Origin of the sequence: Vibrio sp. SCSIO 43086 (genome assembly GCF_051132235.1) — a bacterium.
In the GTDB taxonomy this organism is placed as follows: domain Bacteria; phylum Pseudomonadota; class Gammaproteobacteria; order Enterobacterales; family Vibrionaceae; genus Vibrio; species Vibrio diabolicus.
The window spans coordinates 2,221,012-2,234,781 of record NZ_CP072677.1; the positions used below are offsets into that span (position 1 = coordinate 2,221,012).

13 protein-coding genes are annotated in these 13,770 nt (G+C 46.6%); 3 read left to right on the top strand and 10 right to left on the bottom strand.

The window, feature by feature from the left end; translation table 11 throughout:
- Positions 1-2: 2 nt before the first annotated feature.
- The 5 genes from J8Z23_RS10595 to J8Z23_RS10615 all read right to left on the bottom strand — a co-directional run bounded on the left by J8Z23_RS10595 (position 3) and on the right by J8Z23_RS10615 (position 5,088).
- Positions 3-1,217: an ABC transporter permease gene (locus J8Z23_RS10595; RefSeq protein ID WP_301659660.1), complete on the bottom strand. Its 1,215-nt coding sequence runs from the start codon at positions 1,215-1,217 to the stop codon at positions 3-5.
- The gene (locus J8Z23_RS10600) at positions 1,214-2,485 is read right to left on the bottom strand and encodes a TolC family protein (protein WP_434633431.1); all 1,272 of its coding nucleotides are present in this window, start codon (positions 2,483-2,485) and stop codon (positions 1,214-1,216) included. Before J8Z23_RS10600 ends, J8Z23_RS10595 begins: the two co-directional genes overlap by 4 nt.
- On the bottom strand, positions 2,478-3,611 hold the full coding sequence (locus J8Z23_RS10605; RefSeq protein WP_434633433.1) for an efflux RND transporter periplasmic adaptor subunit: 1,134 nt from the start codon (positions 3,609-3,611) through the stop codon (positions 2,478-2,480). The genes J8Z23_RS10600 and J8Z23_RS10605 overlap by 8 nt, the downstream gene beginning before the upstream one ends.
- A gap of 227 nt (positions 3,612-3,838) precedes the next feature.
- Positions 3,839-4,273: a hypothetical protein gene (locus tag J8Z23_RS10610; RefSeq protein ID WP_052708172.1), complete on the bottom strand. Its 435-nt coding sequence runs from the start codon at positions 4,271-4,273 to the stop codon at positions 3,839-3,841.
- Positions 4,274-4,275: 2 nt separating this feature from the next.
- On the bottom strand, positions 4,276-5,088 hold the full coding sequence (locus J8Z23_RS10615) for a TIGR02594 family protein (protein ID WP_046874446.1): 813 nt from the start codon (positions 5,086-5,088) through the stop codon (positions 4,276-4,278).
- A gap of 376 nt (positions 5,089-5,464) precedes the next feature.
- Here J8Z23_RS10615 and J8Z23_RS10620 point away from each other — a divergent pair, with 376 nt between their 5' ends.
- A complete protein-coding gene (locus J8Z23_RS10620; RefSeq protein ID WP_023585292.1) occupies positions 5,465-5,998 on the top strand; it encodes a hypothetical protein in 534 nt (177 codons plus the stop codon).
- A gap of 49 nt (positions 5,999-6,047) precedes the next feature.
- Here the strand turns inward: J8Z23_RS10620 and J8Z23_RS10625 are convergent, their stop codons facing one another.
- From J8Z23_RS10625 to J8Z23_RS10645, 5 genes are all read right to left on the bottom strand, one after another.
- Positions 6,048-6,563 (bottom strand): protein disulfide oxidoreductase, encoded by a 516-nt coding sequence (locus J8Z23_RS10625; RefSeq protein WP_041852915.1) that lies wholly within the window; start codon positions 6,561-6,563, stop codon positions 6,048-6,050.
- Positions 6,560-8,671, bottom strand: a complete 2,112-nt coding sequence (locus J8Z23_RS10630; protein ID WP_253651831.1) for a protein-disulfide reductase DsbD family protein — start codon at positions 8,669-8,671, stop codon at positions 6,560-6,562. The genes J8Z23_RS10625 and J8Z23_RS10630 overlap by 4 nt, the downstream gene beginning before the upstream one ends.
- A 65-nt stretch (positions 8,672-8,736) precedes the next feature.
- Positions 8,737-9,135: a hypothetical protein gene (locus tag J8Z23_RS10635; RefSeq protein ID WP_145473703.1), complete on the bottom strand. Its 399-nt coding sequence runs from the start codon at positions 9,133-9,135 to the stop codon at positions 8,737-8,739.
- 101 nt (positions 9,136-9,236) lie between these two features.
- Positions 9,237-9,839, bottom strand: a complete 603-nt coding sequence (locus J8Z23_RS10640) for a response regulator transcription factor (protein WP_085343528.1) — start codon at positions 9,837-9,839, stop codon at positions 9,237-9,239.
- A gap of 25 nt (positions 9,840-9,864) precedes the next feature.
- Entirely contained in the window at positions 9,865-11,691 is a 1,827-nt protein-coding gene (locus tag J8Z23_RS10645; protein ID WP_434633440.1) for a sensor histidine kinase, read from the bottom strand.
- Positions 11,692-11,871: 180 nt separating this feature from the next.
- Here J8Z23_RS10645 and dsrO point away from each other — a divergent pair, with 180 nt between their 5' ends.
- The gene (gene dsrO / locus J8Z23_RS10650) at positions 11,872-12,639 is read left to right on the top strand and encodes a sulfate reduction electron transfer complex DsrMKJOP subunit DsrO (protein ID WP_053394878.1); all 768 of its coding nucleotides are present in this window, start codon (positions 11,872-11,874) and stop codon (positions 12,637-12,639) included.
- Positions 12,636-13,766 (top strand): NrfD/PsrC family molybdoenzyme membrane anchor subunit, encoded by a 1,131-nt coding sequence (nrfD, locus tag J8Z23_RS10655; protein ID WP_301659665.1) that lies wholly within the window; start codon positions 12,636-12,638, stop codon positions 13,764-13,766. Before dsrO ends, nrfD begins: the two co-directional genes overlap by 4 nt.
- Positions 13,767-13,770 lie beyond the last annotated feature (4 nt).

Sequence of the window (13,770 nt, forward strand, 5' to 3'; positions counted from 1 at the left end):
GACTAAGCCCTCGCACTCAAAGCAATGACTGGCGTGAGACGCGATGCGCGCCTTGCTGGGAAATACGACGCCATCAATGCCAAGATAAGCGTCACAAGTAAAGACCAAGCAATGGAATCTGGCGTGATCACAGGTAAACCAATCCATTCCGGTAATGCCATGCTGCTTAAGACAGATACCACTGCATACGAAAACATCAGACCTAATGCCGTGCCCACGGCTACCAAAATAAGCCCTTCAAGAATAAACTGACTGAGTATGGATTTTTGAGTCGCCCCGATCGCCAAACGCACACCGATTTCACGCGTGCGCTCCGTGACGGATAAAAACATGATGTTGGCAACGCCAAGCGCACCGACCGCCATGGTCATCGCGCCGCTCGCTCCGAGAAAAATCTGAATGCCACGCAAAATTCCACTGATGACCGCCGCACCTTCACTAAAATCGGGTAATTCGACCGAGTCTTTATCACTTGGGTCAAAATGAAGCTGCTTGGCGAAAAAGTTCACGATATTTTGTCGAAACGACGGTGCATCCATCCCGTCTCTCGGCTTCATCAATACCATCCAAGGTTTCGCATCCCACAAATCGCGGTACGTTGTTTGAGGAATGAAAACCGTGCGGCTATCGCCGAATGAAATGCCAGCGTCCTCACCGACGGTGACACCAATCACCAAAAACGGAATGCCGTCGACTTTGAGCCTATCCCCGATTTGGATTCCGCCCATTTGCGCAATTTGATCGCCTAACACTGCCACGCGAGTGTGGTTTTTCATATCACTTGGTGACAGGTTTCTCGAACCGGATTGCAGCTTGCGTTGTATTAAAGGAAAGTAAGACGTATCAATACCGCTGACCGTACTCGATAAGTTCTGTCCTTTGAGATTGGTGATATTCGCATCCCATTTGGCGTAAACGCTTGACGCCTGTTGCACGAAGCCTGACTGTTTGATCATGTCGACTTTTTCTTGTGGAATATCAATTTGTCGTCTTGAAGCTAACCCTTGCCACGGTTTACTGGTACTCGACGGAAACACCACTTGCACATTGTTGATCATAAATGAAAACGACTGGGTCTGATGGCGATAAAAGCCTTCGCCAAGTGCGATTAACACCACCACAGAGATCACGCCCCAAGCAATCGCGATAATGGCCAGCACGCTCTTCATGCGGTGCGCCATCAACGTTTGCCAAGTTTGTTGCAATAGACTGCTCATGAATGAAAAGCTCGAGAGATCAACGCCATGGTATCGTCATCGAGTTTCCCTGCGGTTTGCAGTAAGCCGATTCTCTTGCGCCAGTAGCTGTACAAGTTGGTTTGCAGGCTGTTTTTCGCCTCAAACAAGCTGTTGTGTGCGCTGATAACTTCCGACACTTCAAGCAGACCAGCGTCGTAAAGTTTCTCTTTGCTTTGCAACACTCTGGCGCGCGACTCAACCAGCTCGTTCGCTATTAAAACTTGATTCCAATTGATATCGACCTGCGTAAACTGCTGAATAACTCGTTTCTGAATATCAATTTCCACTCTACGCATATCTTGCTTGGCGCTTAAAATGTTCAACGATGCTTCGTCCACTTTCGCTCGCACTGCACCATTGAGGTCAATCGGCAAACTCAAACTAATCCCAGCGTTAAACTCGCCGTTTGAACGATTGTCACCATCGCTGTAGCCCACACTGCCTTTGACGGTCGGGTAGTATCCACCTTTAGCTGAATCTTTCGCGAACTCGCTCGCTTTCACCATCTGCGCCGCCACCAACAGCTCTGGACTGCTGTCTTTCGCCAGCTTTAGCCATTGCTCCTGAGAGTCCACCTGCATCGGCGGCTGAATTAAAGAATCCGTTCGAATTTGGTCGACACTCTCCGGCATTTGATTGATTAACGCCGCAAGCTCTGCTTTTTTCACTTCGAGATCGGCTTTTGCATTGAGGATACTTGCTTGCTCAGAGACTTGATTCGCTCGCATCTCTTCAACATCAACCGACTTCACTTTGCCTGCTCGATAGCGTTTCTCAATGATGTTGAGAAGTTCCTTCCCCTCCTCCAGCTTGGACTGCGCCAATTTGAGGTCGCCCTGTGCGCTTGCCACATCTAGGTAAGCGGTGAGCAGCTTCTGCGCAAGCTCGTTATGCGATTGAGATAGCTCTAACTGTGCTTTGAGATAATTGGCATTCGCTTGATCCAGTTCCGACCACAAACTGCTATCCCAAATAGTTTGAGATAAGGTAGCGCCGTAACTGTTCGAATGGCTTGAGGACTCATTCCAATCCGCTGATGCACTGGCACTTAAACCCGGCAATAACGCACTGCGGCTACTCTGTACGCCAACCTCGCCAAGCTGGACGCCGATTTTCGCTTTTTCGTAATTAGGATCGTTCTGCTTTGCTTGTTGCCAAGCTTGTTCAATAGAAATTGCGTAGGTCGGCAAACTGAGTGTGGCAACCAACAATACAAAGGCGATTTTTGATCGTTGCAGTTTAACCATGCGCCGCTCCCATCATGCTGTTGTCGATAACCTCTTCATCAAGCTCCACGCCGTCAAGCACTTCGACATTGATGCCATCTGACAGACCGAGTTTCACCGGTTGTTTATGAAACCCTTGTTCTGAGCTATCGGGGATCAGAACATTCGGTGCGTCACCATCAAATTGCAGAGCGCGCTCCGGTAGCGTGAGCACGTTTTCAGACTTCTTCAGAATGATTTGAGCCGTCGAAGAAAAACCAGAACGAAGCAACACATCTTGTGGGATCTTGAGTTCTCCCACTTCAACCTCAAAACCGTTATCAAAACTTTTTGCCGAAGCGTTGCCTTCTGGTGAGTTAAGGTTTTCAGATTGAATCGCCACTTTGGTTAGCACACCAGAAATCGCCCCATCAGGATAAGGCGCAACCGTCAACATAACGGGCATTCCCGGAGACAACTGCGCAGCATCATGCTCACTGACGCTACCTTTAAAAATCAGACTGTTCATGTCGGCCAATGACATCATTTCAGTCGCGGCTTGGCTTGATTGAGTCGAGATGATCGGCTCTCCGACCTCAACTTTCTGGTTGAGTACCGTGCCATCAATTGGCGCGTAGATCGTCGACGTTAAACGCGCATCGCCGATCGACGCCTCACCACTGCGGATGAGTTCGAGATTCTGGCGCTTTTGCAATACGTCCGCTTGCGCAGATTTGACTGCCGAGCGCGCACTTACGTATTCGTCGTAGTTACTTGGAATAATGTCCTGCTTGACCAAGCTTTCTAAGTTGGACAGTTTTTGTTTGGCGGATTCCAGATCGGCTTCGCTACGCATGAGTTCTGCCGATGCATCCGTTAATGCTTGGGGGGGTGGGTTTGGACGCACTTTGATCAGCGGCTGGCCTTGCTTCACCTTTTCACCAACTTTCGCGTAAATTTCACCGACGATACCGTCGATTTGTGACTTAATAGACACAGAGTGTGCAGGGACAATTTTACCAACAGCCACCGCTTGTTTTTCAATCGTGCCTTTTTCCACAATCAATGTAGGCAGCAATTCTGGTTGAGCAGCAGATTGGAGATAGAAATACGTACCACCGCCGAGCAGCGCGATGCTCACAGCGGAGACAAGCCAACGTTTCGTCATTATTTATTCCAACAATTATTGGGTAGTCTAATGACTACTCCTAAAACACAAAGTTGAAGGAATAATATCCTGCTTTAATAGCGGTTTGGTTGTCACAGTTGGTATGGTTTTGTCAGTCGCCTCTGACAATCAAAGACTAAAAAACCTCGACGAATCATTCAGCAAAGACGCTGTCTACGATGGCGACTAACAAGCTCTGTAACCGCTCGTTTCAACCGCTATCCATTTCATTCTGAACAATGTGCAAAATGGCGCTGCTCTGTATCCAAGTGAGCAGCTGTTTCTTGAGCGTTTAATATATTCTCTTGATTAGCCCCAAACTCAGCCCCTGTTCCAGGCCAATAATATGTATCTTTATCACGACATAGTGTGAGAATGACAGGATCATTGTGTATATTGGGCTCATCTCCTAGCTCGCCATACATACTGAAAGTAATCTCAGACCCAACGTCTCCACGAAGTTTCTGAATCACTTCTGCTTGAACTTTAAAGAGAACATCTTCCTCGTGTTCAGCAAACTTTTCAAAACCTGTAATTTTCACCACTGCAGAATAGGGCGTTTGAACTATCGCATCTTTGAGTACCTCATTCTGAGAGTACACTCCCTGTGAAGCACAAGCTGATAAGCTTACACAGCCTAGCAAACTTATAAATTTCTTCATATTTAACTTTCCGTTCCTGCTAAGGCAGAGCCTTTTGTATATACAGGTAAAGTACCTTTTGTTTCATCGTAGTTACTCGGTACTACGAACTTGTCCCAGACATCAATAGAGTACTTTGCTATATTGACTTGGTTGCTTTGGTTTCCTCCTAACATGTACAAATGCCTACCATCAGGGCTCTTTCCCACGACAAAAGCAACATGCCCACCACCTTTTCTCGATTTAATCCCTAGAGCTCCATGTATAGGTTCTGAGATGTTTTTACCAAAACCCTTCCACTCCTTTGCTCGATAAGCTTCTTTTACTGGAGTGATTCCGTGTTGTTTAAAAACCCAAGCGGCAAACGAACCACACCAAGCATTTTGACCTCCAGAGTCATCAGTGCCCCAGAACTTAGATGCTGTAAAATACTCTAAAATCCTTGGATTGGCCTTAGTGCCTGAAACTTCTTTTTGTCCAATTTCTCCCAACGCTGTTTTCATCCAAGGTACTTTGGTTACTAGTTTTTGAGCATCATGAGGATCATTTTTCACTGAGCTATAGGTTGGTAATCCATTGAGCTTACGATGAGTTCTACCATTTACATCAATCCGACCATCTGGCTTTACCATATAAAGCAGCTTACGCTGACACACTTTTATTGCCTCTACTGTTTTCGATAAATGAGGGCTCCGCCCTAACGAGCCATCAACAACCAACAGTCGGGTAAACCCTATTCTCTTTTGGTTATCATTTAAAAATTGTTGAACTGCTTTAACATCATTTTTAGAGTTAGTGCCATTTATACCAACAGAACCACGGATTTTTAGTCCCATTCTCATTACCTTTATAGCTAATCATATACTTAAGAAAGTACGCCTTAGCGTGGCAACAATAAAGATGAAATATTTTTTATACGATTAGCCATACGAGGGAAATTAGGTGTTGAAAATATAGATTACAAATAAACTCAGCTCATATCACTAAAAACACCTATCTAGCATCTTTTGGTAACGCTTCAAAGCAGAACAGCCGGATGTTTTTAAACTACACGTATTAGTAGACGATAAACTGTATATGAAAGAACACTTAAATTAACATAACAAACCTATCGCTTATTATTTTCCATTTAAATAATGGTTCTTATTTTTAATATCATTCTATAATTAAAGTGCTCAAATTCTCATGTTGTATTAACTTGAGGTTTAATTTATGAAACTAACTCCTTATTTAACTGCTGTTGTTTCGGTCAGCTGCGCTTTTGGCGCATTCGCAGCCGATGATTCAAAAGCACTTTTAGAAGATGCACTGAGTGCTGCACCACCGACTATTCGCGATAAAGTAACGGTGATGGACTGGAACAATAACGTTCTTCAAAAAGGTTCTAGCCAATACACTTGCTTCCCAACGCCACCTCAATTGGAAGGCACAGCGCCAATGTGTATGGATGGTCCTTGGATGGAATGGGCAGACGCTTGGATGAACAAAAAACCTTTCCAAGCCAAAGCATTAGGTATTTCTTACATGTTAGCGGGTGATGGCGGTGCCAGTAACACCGACCCATTTGCAGAAGGGATGACGGACGATAATCAATGGATTGTGGAAGGACCACACTTGATGATTATTACGCCAGACCAAGCGTTGCTCGACTCTCTACCAACCGATCCAAGTTATGGTGGCCCATACGTGATGTGGAAAGGCACTCCATACGCACACATTATGATTCCCGTTGGAGCGAGAAAATAAAAAGAAAAAATCCGATATTCAGTATTTTGAATATCGGATTTTTATTTCGTTATCGAGCCAACCAAATTCTCGCCAATATTCCTATCGGCGTTGTGATGCCTGTCGTAATAGAGGTCACTTCACCATTTCTTAAAATATAAATGGTTGGAGTCACGCTAATTTTCCATTCACGCATAATATCGCTTGAAGGATCGTTTATGTTTTCAAAACGATATTCTTTTGCCTGCATAAACTGCGCCACGCGCTCATTCGGTCCCGATGAGCCAGAAACGCCAACTACGGCATAGTCATCACTCAGCCAGCTCACGCTTGGGCTTACAAATTTACAAGCGGGACACCAAGTCGCCCAAAAATAAACAACGACAGGTTGTTCATGACTTTGTGCGATTGCATCGAAGTATTCACCATCGCTCAATACGGAGCTCAATGGTGGTGCCTCCTGTTTGGGAATATCTTTGGTGCGATACCAATCCATCGCGATAGAAATAACGGTGACAATGAGCACCATCTGTACGATTTGAACGAGCCAATATCGGACTGTTCTACGCTGCTTTGTCGAACTCATTGAATGGATCCCCCACTCGCTTGTTTCACCGCGCTTAAAACAACATCATCAGTCAGAATCACAGGTAACGGGATACCTTGTGGCGCCGCCGGGCCATAGACGATATTAAACGGCACACCGTAACGCCCATGAGCTCGTAAAAAGTCCGTTACCGAGCCGTCCGGATGCGTCCAATCCCCTTTTAACGTCGCCACATTAGGGCTTTGCAGCAATGAGTAGACAGGATCTTGCCAGATCACGCCGATCTTGTTCGCTTTACACGTGACACACCAATCCGCAGTCACATCAACAAACACCACTCGCCCATTATTGACGTGCTCTTCAATCGCTGAATTAGAAAGCTTCTGCCACGCTAAGTCCTCAGGAAGCGGTGTCGCCCATTGGTCGGCAGTGACACTACCAAGTAACAGGCCACCAGCTATCAACACTAACGATGCGGTCCCCGATACAGCAAGTGCTTTCTCACCATACACTTTCTTAACTCTTGCCATCATTACTACAAAAGCAACCACAGCGATGAGTGCAATCCATAACATCGGTACATGATTTGCCATTAATGAAAGTAGCCAAACGCTGGTTGCCAACATCATTATGCCAAACACGATCTTAACGACATTCATCCATGGACCGGGCTTTGGTAGTTTTAGCGCGATACTTGGAAACACAGCGACTAAGATCCAAGGCAGTGCCATACCCAATGCTAATGCTGTAAAGGTTGCAAATAACGTTAATACGTCCGCGCCCAAGGCAAAAGCAACGGCAGTGCCTAAAAACGGTGCGGAACAAGGTGTCGCAAGCAAAGTGGCGAACATACCTTGAACGTAGTGACCCACTAGAGAGTTATCACCTTTCGATGCGAGCCATGTATTGGTACCCGATGACAGACGGATTTCAAATAACCCCAACATATTGGCACCGAACAAAGCAGTGACTAGTACCATCAATCCTAGGAACCAAGGGCTTTGGAACTGCACGCCCCAACCGATCGCGTTACCTGTAAGCTTCAACACCAAAATGAATCCAGCTATCAGCCAGAACGAAGTGAGAATCCCCAGAGAAGAAGCGATAAACTGGGTACGAATTTGACGGCGCTCTACACCATGCGCAGCCACAATACTGCTGAGCTTCATCCCCAATACAGGCAGCACACACGGCATGATGTTCAAAATCAAACCGCCTAACAGTGCAAATAAGAAAATACTCGCTAAAGAGGTAGTTGGCAGTGACGATGTAACCGCTCCTGCTTGTGCTTGTGTTACCTCTTCGACCAGCAAGTTATCATCTTTGATAGAAACATATAACGATTGTTCATTAAGCTCTACCTCACCCAGCCAGGTATCAACCGAGTAATTTGCTGTGACGATATCACCTTCTTGCTGAAGTCCATCCAACTTGAAGCTGTAGTCACGAATCGCATCACCAACACCATCCACCAACACTTGAGGATTTTGCCAGCCTTGCGTGTTCTTTAGTTTGATTTGTAATTTGGATTGAGTCGCATCCCAATTTGTTTGCGTGACCTCAACAAAAGGCGAAGATTGAGGAACATTGCTCACCGCTTGGGCGTAACTGAACATCACGTCTTCGTCCACTTTCAGCTCAGAGGGTAAGAACGTCAATTGAATTTGGTAGTCCGTCAGCACACAAATCGTAGTACAGGAAGAAAGCGTGAGCACTGCATCAATCGTGACGGGTTTCGACATATCGTCGATATGCAGCGTCATTGGGAACAAAGTGTCGCCTTTGTAACCGAGAGTCTCAATGCCCAATAACTCGAACTTTTGCGGATATGGCCATTGCCAATCAACCTTGCTCAGGTTTTGCGAGTTTTGCCAATCTATCGATGGCGCGACACCACCCTCGCCCGGCGATCGCCAGTAAGTTTTCCAGTCTCCGGTTAACTTGACATCCAAATAACCTGTAAGTGTTTTGGCTTGCGGATCTTGTTGACCCGTTAGTACAAAGCGCGTTTGCACTGGAGGATGTTGCGGGTTGGTCATCCAACCGGTATCGGTAGTTTGTGCTGAAATATTCAGAGAGAACAAACTCAAAGCCAGCGTCATAAAGAACATAGACGCGAACTGAGTCAGTTTGGTAATTTGATTCATAGTAATTCCTAATAATAAAAACAAATGTGCTAAACCGCTGACGTTATTGGTCAGAAAGCACGTTTTTATTCTTGGAATACACAGAAAGTCAGATGGACTCGATACTTACGACCTATCGGCTCCGTCCAATGTTGTGCGCGGATATAAGCGCAGCACATCCAAATAGCCGACGCCAAAAGACCGACAAACAGAACAACAATAAATGCATCGATCTGATGTTGAGAAAATTGAATTAACTTTTCAGACAATTCGCATTTGCTGGTTTCTTTAGCATCAATCGACTTGACGCTCGAACCCTCATCAGTAAGTGAAACAGCAGGCGATACCGTCTCGTACTTCATAGAGCATGACGATGCAAAACCTGAATTTTGCATCAGACACACGACAACCACCCAGCCAATAATCGCTAGTAGCCATTTCACCCGTTTATGTGGTGTGTGATGTCGTTTAGTCAATAAACTCATAAGAATTCAGATAAAGTAGGAACGAAGAAGATAATACGCGAGTCGTCATAAAGCTCAAGTTGTATCCACAAATAACATTAAGAAGCTTCACTCACTAAGCTCTAATCTAGTTTGCCATAAATATATGCCAACTCTGCGACGGTTTTCGCTGAAAACTTTTTCAATAGGTTGGCGCGGTGTACTTCAACCGTGCGCATTGCAATGCAAAGTTCGTCAGCAATTCGAATGTTCCGCTTGCCTGCAATGATCAAACGTAAAATGTCTTTTTCTCTGGGAGTGAGCGATTCATACGCCGATTTTGCCGCCGCCATATCAAGGTTTGCAGCCGACTGCACTTGCCCCTGCAAAATGGCTTGTGCCAACTCATCTCCTTTGACTGGCTTTTGGAAAAAATTGACCGCGCCAGCTTGTAATGCATCGACCGCCATCGGGACATCACCATGTCCGGTCAGGTAAATAACGGCCAAGGGACTGTTGGCTTGATTTAAAACTTGATGGACTTGCTGACCACGAAGATTTGGCATTCGACTATCAAGAATGATACACCCCGCTTGCTGAACGTCCACCTCATCAAGGAAAGACTGCCCATCAGCAAAAGTGGTGACATTGAAGTCATGTTCTTCCAACATAAAAGCGAGCGAGTCACGCACCGATTCATCATCATCGACTACAAAAACAGGTAGCTGCTTTTCACCGCTGCTCATTGAATGCTCCTATGCCTAGTTCAGATTAGTTTTGATATGGAAGCACGAGCTCAACCAAACAGCCATGTGGCGCTGTCGAGCTGATGAGAAACTCGCCACCATGCATTTCCATTACATCACGACAAATGGCTAACCCCAGCCCGAGCCCCTCTTCTTTGCTACTCACAAACGCTTGAGTTGGATTCTCTTGCTGCAACCCTGTGCCGTTGTCCAATACTCGAATGGAAAGTTGATTGACTTGGTAGTCACTATGCAGGGCAATTTTACCTTGATAACCTGACGAGTGATATTTCTCTTGGAACAAAGTGCACGCATCAATCGCGTTACTGATCACATTAACTAAAACCTGTTGAACGCCCACAGCGTCGACAAGTACCGGACGGACGTTCCCTTCTATACTGGTCACAATCGAAATATTTTGCTTCTGCATTCGAAAATGGAGCAACTCAATCGTGTCATCAATGAGTACTTGAAGATCGCACGACGCTTTGTCGACACTGCGCTTGCGGATCAACGTTCTTAAGCGCTGAATAATTGCATCGGCTCGTTCAACTTGCCCCTGTATTTTCTCAAGCACAGGGACAATATCTTCATGAGGGCGTTTTTTGGCCAAGCGAAGTAAACCGCCTTCACTGTAATTGCGAATGGCCGCCAATGGCTGATTGAGCTCATGGGCAAGACTGGTGCCGATTTCACCGACAATCGCGACTCTTTGTGAATGCTCTAACTGTTCACTTTTCTCTTTTAAACGTAACGATGTCTGCTCCAACGCTTGCTTGCTCTTGCTAAATCGATACTCAAGCCAAAAGTGGTAAGCGTTCAATACAATCACAAAAATGAACAGCGCCCACGCCCATTCCTGATGACTACGCAGCCAGCGCAATGCTTCTTGCCACCAAGGCTGCTGCAACGGATGGAGGTCTAGCGCCTGATAAAGTTTGTCGATGCTCAGTAAGCTGACGGGTGACGTCCAACCTGACGCGCCTGCCGCAATAATCGCAGGGTGATCTGGCGGCATAGCAAGCAAGACTTGCGCAATCTGTTTGGCGAGCTGAGCTGAGCCACGCTCTGTTTTGGCAAATGACCAGTTTGGATATAACGGCGTAGAAACAGCGCACGAAGAATGTTCATTTGGCTGTTGATTTAGGACTCGAAAATCACCTTGCTGTAACAGACCTTCATTTTGCATCTGTTCCAATAAACAAGCAGGGATGACAGCGGCTTCCACATTACCATCACGCAATTGATACAGGTTGGCGTCAATAGGAAAGCCGAGGTAACGGACATCAGCAAAGAAATCGTTAGGATTAAGACCCATTTCGACTATCTGGTAACGCAGCGTTAAGTAACCGCCAAAGGCTTTTCCTGATACAGCAGCAACGGGAAGCCCTGAGACATCTTGCAATGTTTGATAGCTTGAACCGGCTCGAACCACCAGCGCCGAACCAATGCCGTAGTTCGAATTTTGCGGCGCTCGGCTGGTTAGCGTTGCCATCCACGATAGCGCGTATTGCCTACCCAATCGCACTGCCTGACCTGGGTTAGTTAAGATGAAATCCATCGTCTGAAACTTCACCGCTTCGCCCATTTCATCCAAGTTAAGGGGATGAAGAACAAAATGCACATCAGAAATTTGCTGATTGAGCCAATCAATGGTCGGTTGCCATCTCTGCTCAGCATAAAGATGACCACGTATCGCTAACACGCCCACTTCGACTTTCTGCTTGGCCTCTGGCTGCACTGCCTTTTGCTCTTGCAGATCTGCTTGTTCAGAAACAGCGCCCTGAGCTAAAGATGCAAAGACAACCAAGCAAAGAATCCAAAACTGAAGCAACCGTGGCGTTTTGTTCATGATTAGTCGAATCGTTCCTTCGAAAATAATGAAGCAAGAATAACAGCTACCTTCCCTAAACCACATTTGTTTTAGATCAAGTTTGGTCTGGGTATGTGGAAATCCACAATATAAGCCTCGCGGTGCATTTCTCACAATGGAATCAGTCAATTCAAATACAACAAAAAAAGCAGGTGAGTTATGGATTCCACCAAACGTCGCTTTCTCAGCGCGGTCACAGCTGGAGCCGCGTTAATTCCAGTCGCGGGTATTGGCACGGCAACCGCGGGAAACATTATTCGAAATAACCAGTCCGCCGATCGAAAAGGACAAGTGGGGAAACGTTATGCCATGGTGGTGGATTTGCGAAAGTGCGTCGGCTGCCAGGCTTGCACCGTGGGTTGCAGCATTGAGAACCAAGCGCCTATCGGCCAGTTCCGGACCACCGTAAAGCAATACGAAGTCACACTGGATGACGGTTCGAAAGCCACGCGAGAAGCAAAGGCCTTTATGCTGCCTCGCCTTTGTAACCACTGCGAAAACCCACCTTGCGTGGCTGTGTGTCCGGTTCAAGCGACCTTTCAGCGCGAAGATGGCATCGTCATGGTGGATAACAGTCGCTGTGTCGCCTGCGCGTATTGCGTACAAGCTTGCCCTTACGATGCTCGTTTTATCAATGAGGACACCCTCACCGCAGATAAATGCACCTTCTGTGCACATCGACTCGAACAAGGCTTATTACCTGCCTGCGTGGAAACCTGTGTTGGCGGTGCGCGTGTGATTGGTGATTTGAATGATCCATCAAGTGAAGTCCGCCGCTTAATTGCGAAGCACCAAGACGACATCAAAGTGCTAAAGCCCAATGAAGAGACCAAGCCACACGTGTTTTACATCGGCATGGATGAACGCTTTACCAGCCATATCGACGGGCAGCCAGCTATTTACGACCCACAAGGAGAGCACGCATGAACATCACCGAAGTGTTAGTCCAACCTCAAGCGATGGCTTGGCTCCCGTGGGCGGTACAGTATTTCTTCTACATCGGTTCGGCTTATGCGGCTGCTATTTTATTCCTAATCGCCCTGTTATTTGAAAAACACACCAGCCACAGACTGCGCGCTGCGCTTGTGCTGACGCTGGCCATCGGCGCCATCGTGGGGCCATTAGCGTTAACTGGTGATTTACACCAACCGGGACGCGCATGGCATTTTTACGCGCACATCACGCCGTGGTCATGGATGTCTTTAGGATCGCTTTTCTTGCCTGTTTTCTCAGGTTTAGCGGTAGTGACTGCATGGCTGTATCTCCGCCAGGATCTGTTCAACTTACGTAATCAGCCAGGGAAAGTACTGCCTCTAATTTCAAAGCTGTCACTGGGTGACTGGGCGCTATCTCGTAGAGCCATGCTTATGGTGTCCGCCATCACGGTACTATCAGGCATAACTATTGCAGTCTACACAGGCGCTGAAATTGCGGTCGTTAAATCGCGCTCTTTATGGCACCAACCCGCGTCACCAATTCTTTGGTTTGTTACTGCATTTATGGGCTCGGTCGGTTTCGCTCTGCTGATTTGGTTACTGCTGCCTAGTCAGTCAAAGACGCTGACATCTGGCGATACTAATTTACTGAAAAAATCAGTGGTTACCAGCGGCGTATTAACGCTGATACTGCTACCGATTTGGGCATCCAACAATTCCGCATTTTCGCTCTATTCTAGCGAACAATGGATGCACAACATTGCCCTGCTCACTTTTGTCGTTTTAGGTTGTGTTTTGCTCGCTTTCATCTTCTTGCGCGATACCAAAAAGTCCGCATCAGCCAGATTTCGTCACGTCATAGGGCTCAGTTTTGTGTCTGCTGCCGCACTGGCAAGTGCATGGCTGATTCGCTGGTTTACCATCATGGAAGTACAAACCATCGCCAAGTTCGATGCAGGGCTGTATCCATACCAACTCACTATGGATGGAAATGGCTGGATAGGCATTATCGGCATGCTCGGATTATGGCTTGCTCTGGCACTGCTCGGCTCAGAGCTGGTTCAGCCAAAACAAGATATCGAAGCAAACGCATCATCACTCACCTTAACTGAACGCTAATCAA

Excerpts from the sequence above, each read along its gene's own strand:
- J8Z23_RS10620 (WP_023585292.1), top strand. The coding sequence starts at position 5,465 with ATGAAACTAACTCCTTATTTAACTGCTGTTGTTTCGGTCAGCTGCGCT.
- J8Z23_RS10610 (WP_052708172.1), bottom strand. The coding sequence starts at position 4,273 with ATGAAGAAATTTATAAGTTTGCTAGGCTGTGTAAGCTTATCAGCTTGT.
- nrfD (WP_301659665.1), top strand. The coding sequence starts at position 12,636 with ATGAACATCACCGAAGTGTTAGTCCAACCTCAAGCGATGGCTTGGCTC.
- J8Z23_RS10600 (WP_434633431.1), bottom strand. The coding sequence starts at position 2,485 with ATGGTTAAACTGCAACGATCAAAAATCGCCTTTGTATTGTTGGTTGCC.
- J8Z23_RS10645 (WP_434633440.1), bottom strand. The coding sequence starts at position 11,691 with ATGAACAAAACGCCACGGTTGCTTCAGTTTTGGATTCTTTGCTTGGTT.
- dsrO (WP_053394878.1), top strand. The coding sequence starts at position 11,872 with ATGGATTCCACCAAACGTCGCTTTCTCAGCGCGGTCACAGCTGGAGCC.
- J8Z23_RS10630 (WP_253651831.1), bottom strand. The coding sequence starts at position 8,671 with ATGAATCAAATTACCAAACTGACTCAGTTCGCGTCTATGTTCTTTATG.
- J8Z23_RS10595 (WP_301659660.1), bottom strand. The coding sequence starts at position 1,217 with ATGAGCAGTCTATTGCAACAAACTTGGCAAACGTTGATGGCGCACCGC.
- J8Z23_RS10640 (WP_085343528.1), bottom strand. The coding sequence starts at position 9,839 with ATGAGCAGCGGTGAAAAGCAGCTACCTGTTTTTGTAGTCGATGATGAT.
- J8Z23_RS10625 (WP_041852915.1), bottom strand. The coding sequence starts at position 6,563 with ATGAGTTCGACAAAGCAGCGTAGAACAGTCCGATATTGGCTCGTTCAA.
- J8Z23_RS10615 (WP_046874446.1), bottom strand. The coding sequence starts at position 5,088 with ATGGGACTAAAAATCCGTGGTTCTGTTGGTATAAATGGCACTAACTCT.
- J8Z23_RS10605 (WP_434633433.1), bottom strand. The coding sequence starts at position 3,611 with ATGACGAAACGTTGGCTTGTCTCCGCTGTGAGCATCGCGCTGCTCGGC.
- J8Z23_RS10635 (WP_145473703.1), bottom strand. The coding sequence starts at position 9,135 with ATGAGTTTATTGACTAAACGACATCACACACCACATAAACGGGTGAAA.